Here is a 19,330-nt window from a genome sequence, read left to right on the forward strand (position 1 = left end):
AATACAATATTCTTCATTAAAAAATAGAGTATTCCAACAAAACAGTAGATAACACTATAAGTTAGATTCTTTGCCCTAGATCTAACGCACCACCCTCAATACAAGCAGTCTTTTTTACTCTGCCTAATGTCGCCAGATATGTAATAATGCCCGACATTATTTAACTAGGAAAACGCCATGATTACATGCGGCATAGAGATAAAAGGTAGCGAAGCCATTCTTTGCCTACTGAGCAAACAAGATGGTCTGTTTCAAATCACAGATTGTCGCCAAATACGCCACGCCCTGAGCAATGCTAATGACAGTGCGAACATGCGTAAATTTTACCAGCTAATGAAGAAACTATTCGAAGACTATAAAGTCGAGAAAGTAGTCATTCGTGAACGCCTAACGAAGGGGAAGTTTGCTGGAAGTTCCGTTGGTTTTAAAATCGAAGCAACTATCCAATTGATTGAAGATATACAGGTAGAGCTTTTTAACAGTGCTCGTATTAAAGACATACTTCAAAAGAACCCTATGCCTATTCCTTTCAAGGCAACAGGTCTAAGAGCTTTTCAAGAAGGTGCCTTTACCGTTGCTTATGCCGCCTTGGCCGAAGACACAGAACAAGTTTAACGACCATGAAACACTTTCTTAGACGCTAAGAAAGTGTTGTTTTATTTTCTCTATGAAAAATGCCATTTTAGCACACTGCAAACCACCAAAATGGCGCACAGGATAATTTTTGCACCACCACAGCGCAAAACTAGGCAGATTTACGCTTACTTAAAATCACCATTAATACCCCACCCAATACTCCAGCACTGGCCAAAATCAAGTGTGCAGTAACCGCTTCGCTGGCAAAAACCACACCTCCAATCGTCGCAATAACAGGCACTAGCAGTTGCAGTACCGCCGCTAGAGTCGTAGTGATTTGCGGTAGCAAGGCATACCATAGAGCGTACCCCAGCCCAGACATAACAGCGCCAGACAGTATCGCCCATATCGCCCCAAGGGATGATAACGACATTTCCAAACCTATAAAGACAATAAAAATCATTATCATAGGTAGGGTTCTAATAAAGTTTGAGGTGGTCACAAAAAGTGGACTTGTCGACTTTTTACCCAACCAGGTGTAAGCCCCCCAAGCGATCCCTGCCATCACCATTAATCCAACGGCCAGTAAAGGCATAGCGGTTGTGCTTTCGCCTTGCAAGCTTGGCAATATCAAATAAACAAAACTTAAAAACGCCACCGCCAAGCCTAACCACTCTAGGCCCGCTAACCTCTGCCCCACTCGAATGGCTAATAAAATTAATGTGAGCTGAACAGCACCAAAAAGTATCAAGGCACCCAGACCCGTGCCCAACGACACATAGGCGTAAGAGAACCCCAGAGCGTACAGAAACAGTGCCAGAGCAGACAACCAGCTGCCTTGTTGCCAAACGTTTTTCACCCCTCCATTGGTGCTTTTTGCCAGCCTAAACAAACACAACAGCAGCAGAGTAAAGGCGCCACTCACCAAGCGAAGCAGCGTAAAACTGGCTGGATCGATCAGGCCTTCTGCCAAAGCCAAACGGCACAAAATAGAGTTACCAGCAAACGCAATTAATGCTAAGGCTATATAGAAAAATAAGCGGATCTCTTTTGTCATCATTTTGTTTAAAACAGCCTCTAATATTAATCAGTGTATCGTACTTGAATGATCGTTCACTTTAATGACTGGCACTGGATTTGCAAGTTTTAACTTAATTAGTGTGGAGAGACACACCTGATAATGGACTTATTTATGACACCTTTGATTATTTTTACGGATCTTGATGGCACTTTACTTGACCATCACACTTACAGTTTCCAACCGGCTTTACCGGCACTACAGACCCTGAAAACTTTTTCCATACCTTGTGTGCTCAATACCAGTAAAACCTTCGCAGAACTACTATCCCTCCGCCAAGCATTAAATCATAACGACCCTTTCATAGTGGAGAACGGTTCTGCGGTCTATATCCCTAAACACCTCAACCTAAAATTGACGGAACAACTAGAAGATAGCGGCGATTTTTGGGTAAAAGCCTTTGGACCGAAACGCAGTACCCTAGTGCAGCTAAGCAAGCAACAAAAAGAAATTTATCATTTCACGCCTTTTAGCGACATGAGCCATCAAGACCTAATGGAGATCACAGGTCTTGAGGAAGACGATGCCAAATTGGCGATGCAGCGAGAATTTACTGAGCCCATGTTATGGCAAGATTCCGATAGCGCTCTGGACGATCTAAGAGAAAGACTACAAGACGCGCACATACAAATTCAAAGAGGGGGTCGCTTTGCCCACCTGATGGGAGAAAAATGCGATAAAGCCAATGCCATGCTCTGGCTAAAAGAGCTCTACCTCAACCAAGGAAATGACAGTATTGCAACGGTCGCTCTTGGGGATGGAGAAAACGATATTGGCATGATCAGTAAAGCAGACTTCCCTGTGGTTATTCGCTCCCCAGCCCATGAGCCACCTGTTATTGAAAACCGCTTGGATACGTATCTAACAAATGAATACGGTCCTGCAGGCTGGACGGAAGCCATTGATAGCATACTCATCAAGCAAGGTATCGTGACTTAAAAATTTCAAACTTTTAGCATTACATTTTAAATTAGGACAAATATTATGGGTGACTTTCATCAAAATGGCATCATCACTACCTTTCATAATTTGGCTAACCGCCCCTTAGAAGATATGGAAAAAGAGCTGTGCGAATTTTCAAAATCTCGTCCTATGTCTCTTATTTTACCCTGCTTATATTCAGAGCTTGAAACGGATGCTATGCCCAACATCCTCAAGCATTTGAAGGAAGTACCTTATCTCAGTGAGATCATCATTGGCTTAGATAGAGCCACGGAAGAACAGTATCGCCACGCGTTAGAATTTTTTAGCGTGTTACCACAAAAGCACCGCGTTCTATGGAACGATGGTCCGCGTTTAAGAGAAATTGATGGTGTCTTAAAAGGTGAACATTTATCCCCTTCTAACCCTGGTAAAGGCCGTAATGTTTGGTTCTGTATGGGTTATAACCTAGCAGCAGGCGAAGCAGAATCTATCGCCATGCACGACTGTGACATTGTTACTTATGACAGAGAGTTATTGGCTCGACTTATCTACCCTGTGGCCAACCCTAAATTTAACTATGAATTTGCTAAAGGCTACTATGCCCGTACCGCTAACGGCAAAATGAATGGTCGTGTCAGCCGCCTATTGGTAACGCCATTACTGTACTCACTGAAAAAAGTATTTGGCAACCTAGATTACTTAGATTACCTTGATAGCTATCACTACCCACTGGCCGGAGAGTTTTCCTTCCGTCGAGATGTGATGACAGACATTCGTATCCCAAGCGACTGGGGCCTAGAAATCGGCGTACTCAGTGAAATGCACCGTAACTACTCTACCAACCGTCTATGTCAGGTAGATATTGCCGATGTGTACGATCACAAACACCAAGACTTGTCAGCGGACAATGATGATGGCGGCCTATCCAAAATGTCCATCGACATTACGAAGGCCATTTTCAGAAAACTGGCCACTAATGGCATTATTTTCAATCAAGAAACCTTCCGTACAGTGAAAGCAACCTACTACCGTGTTGCCCTTGATTTCATCGAGGTGTATCGAAATGATGCGGAAATTAATGGTTTAAAACTGGATGTTCACAGTGAAGAACAAGCCGTTGAGCTGTTTGCTGGCAACATCATGAAAGCCGGCAACCAATATTTAGATAAACCCATGGAAGCACCCTTTATTCCAAGTTGGAACCGAGTACAAAGTGCCTTTCCAGGCGTCATGGAACAATTAGCCAAAGCCGTAGAGCTTGATATGGCTGAATTTGGGCCAGCAAAAGACTAACCTCCCACAGCTGCTCCTATAGCCCATTTGGAATAGCTTGGTTTATACCCTGAAACGAAGCCTCAAGCGGGCTTCGTTTTTCCACATTTTGATAGATAGGCAGGTCATATGGATAACACAACGCCCTCTCACCTAGAGCAACGGCTCGTCGCTCACCTTCAAACCCTCTACCCTAAGCTCGATGCTAACTCGCTTGCTCGCACCTGCCTTGAAACGTTTCACCTAGACCCAGCGACAGAACCGCCTCGCCCTCATCGTAACATTTGGGATCAATCGGATATTATGCTCATTACCTATGCCGACACCTTGCGTAGCGAAAATGAAGCACCGCTAGAAACCCTAACAAAGTTTGTTAAAAAGAAGCTTTCTGCCAGCATTTCTGCGGTTCACTTATTGCCCTTCTTTCCCTATAGCTCTGACGATGGTTTTAGTGTCATGGATTACACGACAGTGAACCCTTCTTGCGGTAATTGGGATCATGTTAGTGAGCTATCTAAACATGTGAAGGTGATGGGTGACCTCGTCATCAACCATTGCTCTAGTCGGAGCATGTGGTTTGAGAACTATAAGGCTGGGGTTAATCCAGGGGCCTCTTTCTTTTATGAGGGTGACCCGAGTATGGACTTAAGTGCCGTGGTACGCCCACGCACTTCACCATTACTCAGGGAAGTACAAACTAAAAATGGCGAAAAATATGTTTGGTGTACCTTTAGCCATGACCAGGTTGACCTTAATTTTGAAAACCCCGAAGTACTGCTCGAATTCTTGCGCATCATCCGCTTATACCTAGAAAAAGGCATTCGTTGGTTCCGTTTAGATGCGGTGGCTTTCTTGTGGAAAATCCCCGGCACCAATTGCATCAACTTGCCGCAAACCCATGAAATGATACGTTTGCTCAGATTGATGATTGAGCACTATGCACCCGATTCCGTCATCATTACCGAAACCAACATTCCTAACCAAGAGAACTTAACGTATTTTGGTAATGCCAACGAAGCACACCTGATTTATAACTTCTCCTTGCCACCTTTGTTGATTAATAGCTTGGTGACAGGTAACAGCAGCCACTTGAAACAATGGCTAATGAGTATGCCGCCTGCCCAGCAAGGTACTACCTACCTTAACTTTGTGGCTTCTCACGATGGTATTGGCTTGCGCCCAACCGAAGGCTTACTGTCTGAGTGGGAGCTAGAAACCCTAATTAGCACCATGAAGCGCTTTGGTGGCAAGATCAGCTCTCGCACCACACCTGAAGGTGAAGCAAAACCTTATGAGATCAATATCAGCTTATGGAATGCCCTAGCGGGTTCTGTGCATCAAGGGCCAGACCAATGGCAACTGGCGCGCTTCTTATGTGCTGCAGGTGTCATGATGGCATTAGAAGGGGTGCCCGCTTTCTACATTCATAGCTTGTTTGGCACCGAGAATGACATTGATCGGGTCAATAATACCGGTCAGTTCCGTTCAATTAACCGCCATATTTGGGATATGGAGGACTTAAATCATGTTCTCAATACGCCAACTCATCACCAAAAAGTCTTTGAAAACGTTACCCGCTTAACTCAAATACGCCGTGCGCAACCGGCCTTCCACCCAAATGCAACCCAATACGTGTTGCACATGGGCGAAGACCTATTCTCGTTCTGGCGACAAAGCCTAGACAGAAGACAAAGCCTGTTTGCGGTATACAATATGACCGATCAACCGAAGAGCTTTAACTTATCTGAGCTGAACTTAATTGCGACCGACGATTGGGTCGATTTGATTACAGAGCAGGTATACGAAGATCACTTGGCGAAAATCACTCTGATGCCTTATCAGTTTATCTGGTTGTCTAATAAGCGTGGGCGACTCAAGAACAGCTAAGAGTAGGTGATATAAAAATAGCCCGCCCTCTTTGCTAAGAGGACGGGCTATTTTTTGGGTCCATTAGTGGCTAACGGTTTTAGAAAAGATATTAATAATAGCGACCCCTAAGACGATAAAGAACAGGCCTAAACAGGCTGCCATATCCAATTTTTCATCGTTAAAGAAAAAAGCAAACAAAGAAATCAGCACCACGCCTAAACCAGACCAAATGGCGTAAGTCACTCCTGTGGGCATAGATTGCATGACGATACTTAACAGGTAAAAAGAAATACCATAACCCAGCACCAGAATGATCACAGGTCCAATACGAGTAAAAGAGTCCGAGGCTTTCAAGGCCGAGGTGGCTATCACTTCCGCTACAACGGCTAAAAACAACAACACATAAGTGATCATTTACGCCCTCTCCTTAGTTAAGACTTCTGTCTGTAATGGCATTAAGAATCCAGATCTTCCGCCAAGAAACCGCCTGTTTGGTGAGCCCACAGCTTGGCATAAATACCGGCTTGCTGAATTAATTCATTATGACTGCCCTGTTCTACCACATGACCTTTGTCCAATACAATCAAACGATCCATCGCTGCAATGGTCGACAAACGGTGAGCGATGGCGATCACGGTTTTACCTTCCATTAATCGGTATAAGCTCGCTTGAATCGCGGCTTCTACTTCAGAATCTAGAGCAGATGTTGCTTCATCCAATACCAGTAAAGGTGCGTCTTTTAACAGCACACGAGCAATAGCAATACGCTGTCGCTGACCACCAGAAAGTTTAATGCCTCGCTCCCCAACCATCGCATCGTAACCCGTGTTACCGAATGGGTCGGTCAGGGTCAGAATGAAATCATGGGCTTCGGCTTTTTTCGTCGCGGCGATCATTTCATCGTCAGTGGCATCAGGGCGACCGTACAATAAGTTTTCTCTTACGGTACGGTGCAACAAAGAGGTATCTTGAGTCACCATACCTATGCCAGCACGTAAGGAGTCCTGACGTACTTCACTGATATCTTGCCCGTCAATACAAATGCTGCCGGACTCCACATCGTGAAAACGCATGAGCAAGTTCACTATGGTTGATTTACCTGCTCCAGAGCGCCCCACCAAACCGACCTTTTCGCCCGCTTTGATCGACAAATTCAAGTTTTCGATGACCTTGGCGTCTTCTTTCCCATAGTGGAAAAACACCTGTTGATAATCAATCGTCCCTTGCTCAATGATTAAATCTTGCGCATTGACTTTGTCTTGAATTTCCACAGGCTTGGATAAGGTTTTCATACCATCAGCCACCATACCGATGTTTTCAAACAAGGCACTGACTTCCCACATGATCCACTGAGACATACCGTTCAAACGCAGAGCAAGACTCACCGCAATGGCAATCGCCCCAACACTTATAACACTGTCGGTCCACAACCAAATCGACAAGGCAGCAATCACAAAGGCCACTAGGTAATTACAGGATTGCACCCCCACATTCAGCCAAGTCACCAAGCGCATTTGCTTGTAGACCGTTTTCAAAAAGCCATCCATGCCTTCTTTGGCATAGTCGGCTTCACGATGATTATGGGAAAACAATTTCACAGTCGAAATGTTGCTGTAGCTGTCTACCACCCGCCCTGTCATGTTTGAACGAGCATCCGCTTGTTCGCTGGAAACACGTTTTAACTTAGGTACAAAATAGAGCTGCAACATCACATAACAGACCAACCAGCCTACTAATGGCAGCATTAAGCGGTAATCCGCATTGGCGATCAGCACCAGCATAGAAATGAAATACACTCCGATGTAGACAAGAACATCCAGAAGTTTCATCACGGTTTCACGCACAGCGAGAGAGGTTTGCATGATTTTAGTGGAAATACGCCCCGCAAATTCGTCCTGAAAAAATGACATGCTCTGGCGCAAAATGGCATGGTGGGCCCACCAGCGAATACGCATAGGGTAGTTGCCCAATAAGGTTTGATGCACAATGGCTGAGTGCAGTAAGGAAATCAGCGGCATGGCGACTAATATCATCAAAGACATTAGCAACAAATGACCGCCTTCTTCCGCAAAAAAAGTATCTGGATTCTTGGTAATCAACCAGTCAACAAGTTGCCCCATAAAGCTAAATAAGGTTACTTCTAGGATAGCTATCATGGCGGTAAGCATCGACATTAAGATCAATGGCACCTCGACACCACGTGAATAATATCGACAGAAAGCCACTAACCCCGTCGGTGGCTGAGAGGTCTCTAGATCTGGATAAGCCCCCACCCACTTCTCAAAAAACTTTAACATACCTTTCCTTTTTTCTTTGGTCATAACCCAGTCAGTAAATGATCAGGCAGTTGCTTATTAGCCAAGATGACCGAATCCTAATTTTGAGGCGAAATTGAAACATGTTAGCCCTTTTAAAACCAGCTTAACTATTGCCTAGAACCAACACAGACGGATTAATTATCTTACTGTTTTCATTATTCGATCCAGTTTTTTAAGCGATAAAATATTATAATTATGAGCTTATAACCAACAGCCCTGTGATGACGCCTCTTGTCATCCTAAATTCAAAGGTCTTTTACGGAATGAAGCTAACTTTGCCGATTGTTTTAGTGTTGGGATTATTGGCAGGATTAACCCCCTTTGCCATTGATGCTTACCTACCGAGTTTACCCACCATCGCTCGCTACATGGGGACAGATGTCAGCCTCATTCAAATGACCTTGAGCATGTATTTGGTGGTCTTTGCCTCATTACAAATTGTCTTTGGCCCCATTTCTGATGCGATAGGCCGTCGCAAAGTCGTCGTGACTGGACTCTGCTTATTCATGGTTGGCAGCATTGTCTGCAGCCTTTCTCAAAGCTACGAAGTGTTGATGATAGGTCGGGCTATTCAAGCCATTGGTGGTGCCGCGGTGGCCGTATGTGTGCCGGCTTTGGTAAAAGATGGCTTGTCTGCAGATCAATTTGTAAAAGCCATGTCCATGGTCATGCTGGTCATGGCCTTAGCGCCGTTGGCAGCCCCCATCATTGGTGGGGCTATTTTAACACTGCTGGATTGGCATTATATTTTTGCTCTATTAGCGGTTTTGGCGGCGATCGCAATGGTGCTATTCCTGATCACTATTCCGGAGACTCTACCCGTTGAAAAGCGCACCCGTTTATCTTTTGCAAGCGCTTTACATAATTACAAAGTGCTATTAAAGAACCCTTCTGTCACCGGCTATATTGCCGCGGGCGCTTTCCACTTTGCTGGCATGATGTGCTTTATCACCGGATCGTCCTTTGTCTATATCGAGCTCTACCATGTCCCTCCTGCACAGTTTGGCTTCCTATTTGGCCTAAATGTCATTTGCATCATGATTGCCTCCACCATCAATAACCGTTGTGTTGAACGATTAGGCAGCGCCACCCTCACCAAATACGCTGCTCATGTGGTTTTTTGTGCCGCGATTGTTATGGTCATTATTAGCTTTATGGCGCAACCGCCCTTTATCTTTATTATTCTAAGTGGCATGGCATTTATGGGCAGCATAGGAATTTTAGGCAGTGGCCTCATGGCGGGAGCGCTGAAAAACGCCGGCAATAACAATGGCAGTGTCACAGCCCTAGCAGGCGCTTCTCGCTTTGGTGCAGGCGCAGTAAGTGGTGTCATCATCAGTGTGTTGCATAACGGTACCTTCGTACCTATGGTGGCGACCATGGCCATTTGTGGTATTTTATCCTTCGCTTGCTATAAGTTTGTTGTCAATTACAGCGCTAAGCAAAGCGTAAACAATCTCTAATCATTTTTAGGAGCCCAAATGTTAAATACTCAAAGCCTCATTGATCTTGTTCAATCCACCCCAGAACAAGTTGAATTTAAAAGTGTTATTGAGGTTATTGATCGTGACTACGATTTCACTCCCAGTGCTTTTACGAACGGTGAGCAGCAAAATCAAGCCAACGAAAATAACGGCTCTTGCAAAATTTTAGCCTTTGCTAAGCTTAATCAACTTACTCCAGAACAAAGCTTACAGCTGTTCGGGGACTACTATCGAGTTGATGTTCTGCAACACCCTGAAGCACAAGACCACCAAAACATTCGCCAATTTATGATTCATGGCTGGCAAGGAGTGAGCTTCCCCACAAGCCCACTTACCCTTAAAGCTTAACGAGCATTGCTCGCCAAGCGAGCATGATTTGGCATTGGCATTAAACCCAATAAAAAGGGTTTAATGCCCCTTTCGACTCAGCCCAGAGGTTTATATGGAATTAGTGGCATTTGATTTAGATGGCACCCTGCTTAACCGTCAGCAGCGCTTATCCGAGTACACTCTAGAAACTCTACGACGTATGGAAGCCGCAGGTATTTATTATACCGTCGCAACAGGACGTACCCATTTAGCGGCCAAGCCTTGCCTAATTGGCCATGAGTTCCCAAACGTACAAATCTTCAAAAACGGCGTTGAGTGGTGGGACCCTAGTCTACAAAGCTACCGTTACAAGAACCTTCTGCAACTCGAGCACATTACCAATATGCTGCAATCTTTTGCGGAGCATAAGGTTACGCCATTTATTTTTTGCCTCGAAGAAGATGGCTTACAGCGGGTTTATCACGCGCCTTTACAAGGCCAACTGTGTGACCACATTGCCAACGAGTTGGGCAACCACGATAAAATGAGCCTACATCCTCTTGAAGCAATGTCAGCACAAGCAAGGATCACCAACATTAGCGCCATGGGCCGCCCTGAGCATGTGCAAAACATTGTTAATGACAGTCAGGACCATGAGCACCTAACCGCTTACTCTGGTGGTGGTATTTATAATCCAGATGCTTATTGGCTCGATATTCATCACAGCAATGCCTGCAAGGGTTCCGCTCTTATGGAACTCAAGGCTGAGCTAGGTGCCACTAACCTCACGGTCTTTGGCGATGGAGATAATGATTTGTCCATGTTCGCCATGGCAGATGAATGTTTTGCCACCGATAATGGCAACCCAGAGGTAAAAGCGAGCGCGGACAAAGTAATAGGCCATCACGATGAAGATGGCGTCGCACGCTTCTTAAGACAAAGATATGATCTCTAAGCTTGGGTTGAATTCTTAGACATTCACCTCATTATTAACAATAAGACAACATATTGGGCTTTACGACAGCGTCAGAATAGGTCATTCTAGAATCATAAGAACAACCAAATGGAGAAACGCCATGTTTGAATTTTTACTTTTTGCGGCTGTATGTGCACTAATGGCTTTCTTAGCAGCAGGTCTATACACACAGTTTTCTCAGCCAAAAACGAAGTTGCAACCCATCAAGATCAAAAAGCAGCCGACTCGCAACAAGCGTCATCCACAAGATTATTAATTGTGACTCATCTTAAAATTCAAAGCAGACTTAACGGTCTGCTTTGTTGTTTCTAGGTGTTCATTTTAACGCAATATTATATTCATTGAGCTTATTCGCTACCGCACTGTGACTAAGCCCTACGGCTTTTGCTAAGCGTCTGGTGCTTGGATATTGTGGATAAAGTTGCCTTAATAGCTTGGCCTCAAAGGCTTTCACGGTTTTATCAAGGGACCCTTCCTGTAACACCATCTCTGAACTCGTGTTGTCTGACGCTAAGCCTAGATCTTCTGCCTGCCACTCTTTATTGGGATTAGCCAATAGCGTTTGCAAACAAACACTGTGCAATTCTTTCAAGTTGCCCGGCCAAGAGTACAAGGAGAGCTTTGCCAAAGCACCTTTTGAAATACTCGGCAGGGCAAGGTTATAGCGCCCACCAATATCCTCTAGAGTTTGCTCCAAAAGTCCCGCAATATCTTCTCGTCGACGAGCCAGCTCTGGCATTGTTAGCACCAAGGTAGACAGTTCGAAATAGAGCGATTTATTGAGCGTTGCATGGTTGATCAATTGCTCTTGAGTTAAGGAAGATAAAGACACTAAACGGGCACTGTATCGTAAGCTGGTTAATTCATCGGTTTGTTTGGCAAGCCAGCTTAACAAGGCGAATTGCACCTCTTCTTTGAGGCGTTCAATATGTTCTATCACCCACCAGCCAGAGAATGAATCCAACGCTTGAATATCTGTAAGGTTTATATCCTCGGCAGATTTCATAACAATCTGACAGTCTCGTTCTAACTGATTGTCATACCAAAATTGAAATAGCGCCTGAATGAAATCCCGCTTACCAGTGCCTACTTGGCCCACTAACAACAGCGGCACGGGAAGGTCCGCTAAGGATTTAGCCTGAGACACAAGCCCCGTCATGACAGGACTTTGTAGCACGGACTCACGGTAGTATTTGTCCAAGCCATTAATGGGCTTAGAGGCATTTTTTAAACTTTGTGTTTGCCGTTGCAAGCGCGCCTCAGATTTAAGGTGTATCACACTGCCTGCAGGGGTTTGGCTGCCATCGTCACTCTGCACCCAAATCGGCTTCATTTCTAACAAGAGTGTTTTACTGCGAATCTTAATGCGCTTACTTAACCCTGAGGGCATGCTTTGCCATGGTATCTTGGCAAAATTCACGCCTTTAATATATTGCTGTAAAGGCTGATTCAATAAGCCTGCAACACTGGCTTGTAAATCTTCTGCAGCAAGCTCGGTTGCCATGGTGATCACGCCTTTCAGGTCTACCGAGATCACCCCGTCTGGCAAGGCCTCTAGTAACATATACAAGGCGTTTGTTTCTCGTTCCGATGGAGTAAAAGCAACCGTCTTCACATCTTCCACATCGTCAAGTTTGCGTATTTCTGCCAACAGTTTTTGGATCTTGGAAAAAGCGATATCACTAAAGCCACAGTAAATACAACGTCGAAGGGTATCCACCTCAATGAGCCGCACATCAATTTGATAAGGGGTAAATAAATCCAATACTTCTCGTATCATGCCGATTCGATCTTCACACTGAATTTCAAGCCTCATCGCCACGTTTTACTCTCCTCGGGCGCTCTCACCCTAATCTATTTATTCAGCTAGGCTGGGTTTTGAACTTAACAGGAGCAAGTCACGTTGAGGGGAAAACATCTCATATAAAGGCAAGATCGCCGCCCCCATTACCCCTGCGGAATAACCTGTCTGTGCGGCGGTAATCTCTGGCGCGACGAGCAGTGTCTGCTCCTTAAACAAGGTTTGCATCTCGTCTATCAAGCTTCTATTCACCTGGGTAGGTAACCGCCCAGCCAAAATGATATCCGCAGGATCATATAGTGCTAAAACGGCGAGTAAAGCAGGGGTGATTTCTGCAATCACTTCTTGAGACCATTGTTTAATAAGAGATTGTAACTTAACGCCGTCCCAGTCACTTTCTTGGCGTGGCCAGTGTGTTTGATGACTCTCAAAGTAACGTCGTAACGAAGATAACGATAAAGCTTCTAGTGTCCACTTGCCATGCTTACCTGTGGCGGTCGCGATCATACCAAATCGACCCGCTTGACCGTGAGCGCCAATATAGCATTCGCCATCGGCAACAAAGCTTCCTCCACAGGCAGTACTGACAAAAATATAAAACAGGTGTTTTTTAAAAGTATCAGCGGACAGTAGAACTTCACTGGTTGCTGCGGCAGTTGCGTCGTTTTCACAATAACAAGCTACACCCGACGTCTTTTCTAGCCACAATTCAAAAGCATCAGACTGCCAATAGCTCAGCTCCAGTTTTAAGTCATTGAGTTGATTGCGTTGCTCGGCATCTGTTACCAGAGTTTCCAACCAAGCATCCATAAAACCTGGTCGAGTCAGGCCTATACCCTGTACTTTGCACCAGTCTTCTCCAAGAGTTTGCTTCACCTCAGACAATAATTCTTGAGCGATGTTTTTAGCGACTTTTTCCGTGGGAAAAGACACTAGCTTTTCTCGTAACAGCACGCAGTGTCCTGTGAAATCCAGCAGTGCTGCACTGATATGCCCCCTATCGATGTTAATACCCAGGCTATAAGCCCCCTGTGCATTAATGCTCAACTTTATAGAAGGTTGTCCACGACGGCCTTTAACTTTACCCGTGACAGCTAAGAGCTGACGTTTCAATAAAGAAGAGGTAATCACTGAGATGGTTTGGCTGCTTAACCCCGTTAGTTCCGCCAGTTTAACCCGAGAGATTTGCGGATTCTGCCTCACTAATTGCAGAATAATACGTTCATTGTAAATGCGCCCCTGCTCGGCGGTGCTGCCTGACACTTTCATACTTAGCTACCTTTTTAATTGGTTAGCAGTCTAACCAATATAATTAATAAATCTAGTTGATTTATTAAAGCCGCAAGGGCTATCCTAACGCCATAATTAAAATAATTGACCACAAAGGACGATCACCATGCAGGCGAGCCCAGACTTTCAATCCGCTGCTTTTCTTAAGCAACACATTCAAGACACCATGGCGTTTTATCACCCCCATTGTATTGATGAACGAGGCGGCTACTTCCAGTTCTTTAAAGACGATGGGCAAATCTATGACAGGGAAACTCGTCATTTAGTCAGCAGTACCCGCTTTGTTTTTAATTATGCCAAAGCTTTTATAGCAGAAGGCAAAGAAGAGTATTTGACAGCGACTCGACATGGTGTAGATTACCTTAGAAATCGACATCGTCGAGAAAATGGCGGCTATGTTTGGCTACTCGAGGGCGACTCTAACCTTGACGAAACCAACCACTGCTATGGTTTAGCCTTCGTACTGTTGGCCTATGCAAGCGCTTATAAAGCAGGTGTTAGTGAATCCAAGCCTTGGATCAACGAAACGTTTGAATTGATGGAAAAGCATCTTTGGCAGCCTGAGTTTGGTTTGTACCAAGATGAGATATCCGCCGATTGGCAAACCCCCTCTTCCTATCGTGGCCAAAACGCCAACATGCACAGTTGTGAAGCCCTCATGGCCGCTTACGATGCCACCCAAGATCACCGTTACTTAGACCGTGCTGAGCTGCTTGCGAAGAATATTTGTCAACGCCAAGCAGACTTGGGCGGAGGTGAAATTTGGGAACATTACCGCCAAGACTGGAAAATTGATTGGCAATACAATCAAGATGACCCAAAACACTTGTTTCGCCCCTGGGGCTTTCAACCCGGCCATCAAATCGAGTGGGCTAAATTACTTATTTTGCTACATCAAAGAAGTCCGCAAGACTGGCTCATCCCCAAAGCAGAAACACTCTTTAACACCGCGTGGCAAAAAGCCTGGGACATTGAGCATAAAGGCTTATGTTATGGCTATGACCCAGAAGGCAATATTTGTGATGGCGATAAGTATTTTTGGGTTCAAGCGGAGTCTTTCGCAGCGGCGGCCATGCTCGCTTTAGTGACCAACAAGGAAGAGTATTGGCATTATTACAACCAACTCTGGGAATACAGTTGGCAGCACATGATAGATCATCAATACGGCGCCTGGTTTCGCATTCTCACCCAAGATAACCAAGCTTACGATGACTGCAAAAGCCCGGCGGGGAAAACCGATTACCATACCATGGGAGCATGCTATGAAGTCATTGATCAATTAAGCCTTCAAGGTATGCAACCAGCCGAATAGCTCCCTTATACATTAAGACTAGTTTTCTTTGCAAATGTGGCGGCACCCTCACCCAAGGCCGTCCATTTGCCATAAATATACTCTTAATTTACAAAATGCAGTATGATTAACCACTACGATTTGAATTCTGGCCCCATCTTATATGCAACTAGATAAAATAGATCTCAACTTACTGCGCTATTTAGACTCCCTACTTCGCGAACAAAATGTTACTCACGCTGCCAATCAACTGGGCATTACCCAGCCCGCTATGAGCAATGGTTTACGACGTTTACGTGACCTATTTCACGACCCACTCCTAGTGAGAACCAGCGATGGTATGATGCCAACGGCCCTAGCCATCCAATTGCAGCCAAGAGTTGAGAACATTTTACAATCTGTTGATGAAGTACTGCATCTAGGTCAAAGCTTTGAGGCTGAATCAAGTTCTCGTGTATTTCGCATCATGGCCAGTGATTATGCGGAAGCAACGCTGATTCCCCCTCTCATGAAAAAGCTACAAAGTGAAGCGCCCAACGTTATTTTAGACGTTATGAACCCAAGTGATGTGAGCTTTCATGACGTTGAAAAAGGCAAGGTAGATCTCGTTATTAACCGTTTTGATACACTCCCTCAGTCTTTCCACCAAAAGTCTGTCTGGATTGACCATTTCTCTTGCCTAGTGCCTGCGGATTCGGATCTCGCAAAAAACTTTAATCTCACCAATTACCTTTCATCTTCCCATGTATGGGTGAGCAAAACTGGATTTGGGGTTGGGGTTGGCATACAGCCAGAAGAAATACAAAAGCTTGGCTGGGTTGATGGCACGCTGGCGGACCTTGGTTTTAAACGCAACATTCGCCTATTTACCCGTAACTACAATGTGGCCATGCGGGCTACCGAACAGCTAGGCCTGATCGCAACCTTACCTTCTTTGGCTACGCGACTCATGGAAGGTAACGATAAGGTGGTGGTGCTACCCACACCGTTTGAAGTCCCACCAATCGAATTAAAAATGCTCTGGAGCCCTTTGTTACAGCATGACCCTGGACATATTTGGCTACGCTCAACCATTGCAGGTTGTTCAAAAGCCATTGCCGAAAGCAACAATTTATAAAGCAATAATTTATAAAGTAACCGACAAAAAAATCCCCCCAAGGCCACAACCTTAGGGGGATTTTACGAAACTACACTGAGTGGCTTATTAATAGGTAACTTAAAGATTTTCTAAACGTACCGCAGCTTCTTCTGCATTGGACACGGTCATTTCTAAATCTTTAATATGGCCGTTATCAATACTGTAACACCAACCGTGTACATGAAGTTCCTGCCCCGTTTTCCAGGCATTTTGTACAATACTGCTTTGACAAACATGGGCTACTTGTTCGATCACGTTCAACTCACACATGCGATCAAAGCGCTTACAGTCATCCGCAATACCATCTACTTCTTCTTTGTGTAAACGATACACGTCTTTAATATGGCGTAGCCAGTTATCTATCATACCGTGCTCTTCTGTACCCATGGCGGCTTTGATCCCACCACAACCATAATGGCCTACTACCATGATATGTTTTACCTTCAGAACGTCTACTGCGAACTGAATAACAGACAAACAGTTTAAATCCGTATGCACTACCACGTTAGCGATATTACGGTGTACAAATACTTCGCCTGGTAATAGATCAACGATTTGGTTGGCCGGAACACGGCTGTCTGCACAGCCTATCCAAAGGTATTCAGGCTTTTGCTGCTTTGAAAGCGTGGAAAAAAACTCAGGATCTTCCGCATTGACCTTGGCAGCCCACTCTCGGTTTTTCGTGAAAAGATTACTTAAGCTATTCGACATTCTGCCTTCCTCTAATTTTTACGATACCAGCGAAGTTTTATGTCCGCGGTGACACTTATGGACTCTAATGCCTTAACGGCCTCACGACCTTCATAAGAAGCTTTATGAATGTGAGGAGTCATACTCAATAATTGCTGAATGGCCAGTTGAGATGTTAAATCAAAGTTGTAATTTAATTTATGCTCTCCAAGACATTCGAAGCCTGGTACACCATCACTATAAGTGGCTTTATAGTCATGAATGGCAGGGTAGAGAATTTTTCTTAACTCAATAAGGTGATCTTCGCCTGATTCCACGAGGAGCAAGTATCCGCCCTCTGCCAAAACACGTGAAAACTCAGAGAAGACTGGGAAGCCAAACAGGCACAATACGCCGTCTACACGGGCTTCTGGCATAGGTAAAGCGGCATTACTGCCCACCAGCCAACTCACCGCTTTATCCCTTTTGCTGGCGGCCATAACCGCCCATTTGGAGATATCTAAACCGATTCTCTCAATCGAGTTGTCGTGTTCAGCCAGCAACAGGCCTAACTGATGTAAGTAGTAGCCTTCCCCACAACCGGCATCCAAAAGTCGCACCGTCTCTTGCTGCAAAAAACCGGCTGGTGCACTAGTAACAATCTCTTTGACGATTGGAAAATAATGTTGCTGATTCAAAAAGGTTTGCCGTGCCGCAACCATTTCTTTGCTGTCGCCCGGATCTTTAGAGCGCTTATTCTGCACGGGGAGTAAGTTCACATAGCCAGTCTTGGCCAGATCAAAAGTGTGTCCTTGGGCACAAACAAGACTCGCTTGCTTAAGCTCAAGACGTGAGGCATCCATCGGACAGGATAAATTTTCCAGCTTAGACACAGTGTTCCTAATTAAGGTCGGGGGATAGGTGTTATTTTATTAACACCACAGGGGATAAACAAGCCAAATCAAAAAACTAAAAAAACAATTCAACAATGTTTACAATTTATTTAACAAAGCTTACCACATAGGTTTTTAAGCGTTACCAATCATTTGGCACAACAAAAATATTGGCGGGTATTTGATTTGATTTTTCACTCCAACAACATAGGTTAATGGGCCGATCATCAAGCAGAAACTTGTCCCTCAGAAAATTCGATAGCTCAGACATGGCAATACCTTGTGTGAATTCAGGTAAGGCTAGCCAATGGGGTTTACTCATCAGTTTAGCGTACTCATAACGCTCCCCTAGCAAGGCTAGGTTTTCTAACTTTAACCAACCACAAAGCTCTTGCTGCACAGGGTTTTCAGCGCATTTTTCTTGCCAATTTTTCGCAAGATTTAAATCGAAAAATAAACGCCCAAAAATTAACAGTTGATCGGCTATCGGTTCGTTTTCAGAGCCAAGAATAAGATCAACGGCTTGTCGCCCTGCTGGACTTTTTAGCAACGTCAGCTGATGCTGTCGTGCTCGAGCGACTTTTTTCGCTAGGCTGTCCTGTTTGTTAGGGCCAATCCAATCATGGGGTGCAAGGTCTGGACGCTGTAAATAAAATTTAACCGCGATTTCACACTGTAAAAGTCGCCCTTGTGGGTCTCTTAGCAAAGCATCAACTTCACCAAGAGTTTTACCCTCTTGTTGAATTTGAAAGTGTTCTTTAACGATACCAAGGGATGAAAAGTGTTTAATGGCAAATGAAAACAGGGTTTCAAAATAGCTGCCCAGAAAATGCGATTTACAAGCGTTAATCGCTTCAATTAGGGGTACTGGGTCATCTTCAAGGGCTTGTAATTTAGCCTCGACATCATGATGCCAATAATTGGCTAGATTACAATCTTGCTCTATGTAAAAGCCTGCAATAAGCCAAGCCAAATCCTTGACATAAGGGTGCTGTAGCCCTGTAATCGTCACTTAAGTTCACTCAAATAGGTGTCAATCGCTTCCAAACATACCACCAGCCGACTCACCTCTGCAGGGGATTTATGTTTAAAAGCTTCTTCCGCCATGGGAGCAACATGGCAACGAGTCGGTAACGGCGCTCCGCTATCAAGTAACGCGTTAAACCTTGCAATCATCACGTACCTTAGCCACTGGGCAAAGCTCATGGTATCAATGCAAAAAGGCTCTGTACTCATCATGGCTTGTGCGCTTGGCTGGCCTGTCGACCATTCACCACATAGCGCCATACAAGCTTCAAGCTCTTTAAGCAAAGCTTGTAAGTTTGGTTGTTTCGAAAAAACCTCTGGCAACCTGATTTCTCCTTTAGAAAACGGTAATATAGGCCAACTTTTACTAATGATGGCCCCTTCGTTCACATTGCAAGCCATCTCTCATTTGAGTT

At 44.8% G+C, this 19,330-nt stretch carries 19 protein-coding genes; 10 read left to right on the forward strand and 9 right to left on the reverse strand.

The features are described 5' to 3' along the window. Positions 1-177 precede the first annotated feature (177 nt). Positions 178-615, forward strand: a complete 438-nt coding sequence (locus ABJF92_RS09755) for a DUF3010 family protein (protein WP_446815610.1) — start codon at positions 178-180, stop codon at positions 613-615. A gap of 130 nt (positions 616-745) precedes the next feature. Here the strand turns inward: ABJF92_RS09755 and ABJF92_RS09760 are convergent, their stop codons facing one another. Then, positions 746-1,636 carry a DMT family transporter gene (locus ABJF92_RS09760; RefSeq protein ID WP_446815611.1) on the reverse strand — a complete coding sequence of 297 codons (891 nt, stop codon included), beginning with the start codon at positions 1,634-1,636 and terminating at the stop codon, positions 746-748. A 132-nt stretch (positions 1,637-1,768) separates the two neighbouring features. On the opposite strand from ABJF92_RS09760, the gene ABJF92_RS09765 reads away from it, so the two are divergent. The 3 genes from ABJF92_RS09765 (at position 1,769) to ABJF92_RS09775 (ending at position 5,737) form a co-directional block, all read left to right on the forward strand. Beyond that, positions 1,769-2,593: an HAD-IIB family hydrolase gene (locus ABJF92_RS09765; protein ID WP_446815612.1), complete on the forward strand. Its 825-nt coding sequence runs from the start codon at positions 1,769-1,771 to the stop codon at positions 2,591-2,593. A gap of 45 nt (positions 2,594-2,638) precedes the next feature. After that, entirely contained in the window at positions 2,639-3,871 is a 1,233-nt protein-coding gene (locus tag ABJF92_RS09770) for a glycosyl transferase (RefSeq protein WP_445974815.1), read from the forward strand. Positions 3,872-3,979: 108 nt separating this feature from the next. Then, complete coding sequence (locus tag ABJF92_RS09775; protein WP_446815613.1) at positions 3,980-5,737, forward strand: alpha-amylase family glycosyl hydrolase; 1,758 nt, start codon at positions 3,980-3,982, stop codon at positions 5,735-5,737. A 63-nt stretch (positions 5,738-5,800) separates the two neighbouring features. On the opposite strand, the gene ABJF92_RS09780 is transcribed toward ABJF92_RS09775, so the two are convergent. Both ABJF92_RS09780 and ABJF92_RS09785 read right to left on the reverse strand, forming a co-directional pair. Then, on the reverse strand, positions 5,801-6,133 hold the full coding sequence (locus tag ABJF92_RS09780) for a DMT family transporter (RefSeq protein ID WP_446815614.1): 333 nt from the start codon (positions 6,131-6,133) through the stop codon (positions 5,801-5,803). A gap of 41 nt (positions 6,134-6,174) precedes the next feature. After that, entirely contained in the window at positions 6,175-8,016 is a 1,842-nt protein-coding gene (locus ABJF92_RS09785) for an ABC transporter ATP-binding protein (RefSeq protein WP_446815615.1), read from the reverse strand. 284 nt (positions 8,017-8,300) lie between these two features. On the opposite strand from ABJF92_RS09785, the gene ABJF92_RS09790 reads away from it, so the two are divergent. From ABJF92_RS09790 to ABJF92_RS09805, 4 genes are all read left to right on the forward strand, one after another. Continuing rightward, positions 8,301-9,500 carry a Bcr/CflA family multidrug efflux MFS transporter gene (locus tag ABJF92_RS09790; protein WP_446815616.1) on the forward strand — a complete coding sequence of 400 codons (1,200 nt, stop codon included), beginning with the start codon at positions 8,301-8,303 and terminating at the stop codon, positions 9,498-9,500. An 18-nt stretch (positions 9,501-9,518) separates the two neighbouring features. Next, the gene (locus ABJF92_RS09795) at positions 9,519-9,869 is read left to right on the forward strand and encodes a HopJ type III effector protein (RefSeq protein ID WP_446815617.1); all 351 of its coding nucleotides are present in this window, start codon (positions 9,519-9,521) and stop codon (positions 9,867-9,869) included. Positions 9,870-9,963: 94 nt separating this feature from the next. Continuing rightward, a complete protein-coding gene (locus tag ABJF92_RS09800; RefSeq protein ID WP_446815618.1) occupies positions 9,964-10,785 on the forward strand; it encodes an HAD-IIB family hydrolase in 822 nt (273 codons plus the stop codon). 121 nt (positions 10,786-10,906) lie between these two features. Then, positions 10,907-11,062 (forward strand): hypothetical protein, encoded by a 156-nt coding sequence (locus ABJF92_RS09805; RefSeq protein ID WP_446815619.1) that lies wholly within the window; start codon positions 10,907-10,909, stop codon positions 11,060-11,062. 60 nt (positions 11,063-11,122) lie between these two features. Here ABJF92_RS09805 and ABJF92_RS09810 read toward each other — a convergent pair whose 3' ends face one another. Together ABJF92_RS09810 and ABJF92_RS09815 are read right to left on the reverse strand one after the other, a co-directional pair. Then, positions 11,123-12,622 (reverse strand): TyrR/PhhR family helix-turn-helix DNA-binding protein, encoded by a 1,500-nt coding sequence (locus ABJF92_RS09810; RefSeq protein WP_446816470.1) that lies wholly within the window; start codon positions 12,620-12,622, stop codon positions 11,123-11,125. A gap of 42 nt (positions 12,623-12,664) precedes the next feature. After that, positions 12,665-13,876 carry an ROK family transcriptional regulator gene (locus tag ABJF92_RS09815; protein WP_446815620.1) on the reverse strand — a complete coding sequence of 404 codons (1,212 nt, stop codon included), beginning with the start codon at positions 13,874-13,876 and terminating at the stop codon, positions 12,665-12,667. Positions 13,877-14,003: 127 nt separating this feature from the next. On the opposite strand from ABJF92_RS09815, the gene ABJF92_RS09820 reads away from it, so the two are divergent. Both ABJF92_RS09820 and ABJF92_RS09825 read left to right on the forward strand, forming a co-directional pair. Beyond that, a complete protein-coding gene (locus tag ABJF92_RS09820; protein WP_446815621.1) occupies positions 14,004-15,209 on the forward strand; it encodes an AGE family epimerase/isomerase in 1,206 nt (401 codons plus the stop codon). A gap of 142 nt (positions 15,210-15,351) precedes the next feature. Beyond that, a complete protein-coding gene (locus ABJF92_RS09825; RefSeq protein ID WP_446815622.1) occupies positions 15,352-16,305 on the forward strand; it encodes a LysR family transcriptional regulator in 954 nt (317 codons plus the stop codon). A gap of 99 nt (positions 16,306-16,404) precedes the next feature. On the opposite strand, the gene can is transcribed toward ABJF92_RS09825, so the two are convergent. From can to ABJF92_RS09845, 4 genes are all read right to left on the reverse strand, one after another. Next, positions 16,405-17,037, reverse strand: coding sequence for a carbonate dehydratase (can, locus tag ABJF92_RS09830; protein WP_446815623.1), 633 nt, complete (start codon positions 17,035-17,037; stop codon positions 16,405-16,407). Between the two features lie 11 nt (positions 17,038-17,048). Continuing rightward, positions 17,049-17,888 (reverse strand): putative RNA methyltransferase, encoded by an 840-nt coding sequence (locus ABJF92_RS09835; RefSeq protein WP_446815624.1) that lies wholly within the window; start codon positions 17,886-17,888, stop codon positions 17,049-17,051. 142 nt (positions 17,889-18,030) lie between these two features. Next, a complete protein-coding gene (locus tag ABJF92_RS09840; RefSeq protein WP_446815625.1) occupies positions 18,031-18,900 on the reverse strand; it encodes a DUF1853 family protein in 870 nt (289 codons plus the stop codon). Further along, positions 18,897-19,238, reverse strand: coding sequence for a YqcC family protein (locus ABJF92_RS09845; protein ID WP_446815626.1), 342 nt, complete (start codon positions 19,236-19,238; stop codon positions 18,897-18,899). The genes ABJF92_RS09840 and ABJF92_RS09845 overlap by 4 nt, the downstream gene beginning before the upstream one ends. Positions 19,239-19,330 lie beyond the last annotated feature (92 nt).

It is taken from the genome of Marinomonas sp. (assembly GCF_039940335.1).
Lineage (GTDB): Bacteria > Pseudomonadota > Gammaproteobacteria > Pseudomonadales > Marinomonadaceae > Marinomonas.

Coding starts and splice junctions, on each gene's coding strand:
- ABJF92_RS09820 (WP_446815621.1), top strand. CDS start 14,004: ATGCAGGCGAGCCCAGACTTTCAATCCGCTGCTTTTCTTAAGCAACAC.
- ABJF92_RS09825 (WP_446815622.1), top strand. CDS start 15,352: ATGCAACTAGATAAAATAGATCTCAACTTACTGCGCTATTTAGACTCC.
- ABJF92_RS09755 (WP_446815610.1), top strand. CDS start 178: ATGATTACATGCGGCATAGAGATAAAAGGTAGCGAAGCCATTCTTTGC.
- ABJF92_RS09770 (WP_445974815.1), top strand. CDS start 2,639: ATGGGTGACTTTCATCAAAATGGCATCATCACTACCTTTCATAATTTG.
- ABJF92_RS09795 (WP_446815617.1), top strand. CDS start 9,519: ATGTTAAATACTCAAAGCCTCATTGATCTTGTTCAATCCACCCCAGAA.
- ABJF92_RS09760 (WP_446815611.1), bottom strand. CDS start 1,636: ATGATGACAAAAGAGATCCGCTTATTTTTCTATATAGCCTTAGCATTA.
- ABJF92_RS09785 (WP_446815615.1), bottom strand. CDS start 8,016: ATGTTAAAGTTTTTTGAGAAGTGGGTGGGGGCTTATCCAGATCTAGAG.
- ABJF92_RS09810 (WP_446816470.1), bottom strand. CDS start 12,622: ATGAGGCTTGAAATTCAGTGTGAAGATCGAATCGGCATGATACGAGAA.
- ABJF92_RS09765 (WP_446815612.1), top strand. CDS start 1,769: ATGACACCTTTGATTATTTTTACGGATCTTGATGGCACTTTACTTGAC.
- can (WP_446815623.1), bottom strand. CDS start 17,037: ATGTCGAATAGCTTAAGTAATCTTTTCACGAAAAACCGAGAGTGGGCT.
- ABJF92_RS09790 (WP_446815616.1), top strand. CDS start 8,301: ATGAAGCTAACTTTGCCGATTGTTTTAGTGTTGGGATTATTGGCAGGA.
- ABJF92_RS09775 (WP_446815613.1), top strand. CDS start 3,980: ATGGATAACACAACGCCCTCTCACCTAGAGCAACGGCTCGTCGCTCAC.
- ABJF92_RS09780 (WP_446815614.1), bottom strand. CDS start 6,133: ATGATCACTTATGTGTTGTTGTTTTTAGCCGTTGTAGCGGAAGTGATA.
- ABJF92_RS09815 (WP_446815620.1), bottom strand. CDS start 13,876: ATGAAAGTGTCAGGCAGCACCGCCGAGCAGGGGCGCATTTACAATGAA.
- ABJF92_RS09800 (WP_446815618.1), top strand. CDS start 9,964: ATGGAATTAGTGGCATTTGATTTAGATGGCACCCTGCTTAACCGTCAG.
- ABJF92_RS09805 (WP_446815619.1), top strand. CDS start 10,907: ATGTTTGAATTTTTACTTTTTGCGGCTGTATGTGCACTAATGGCTTTC.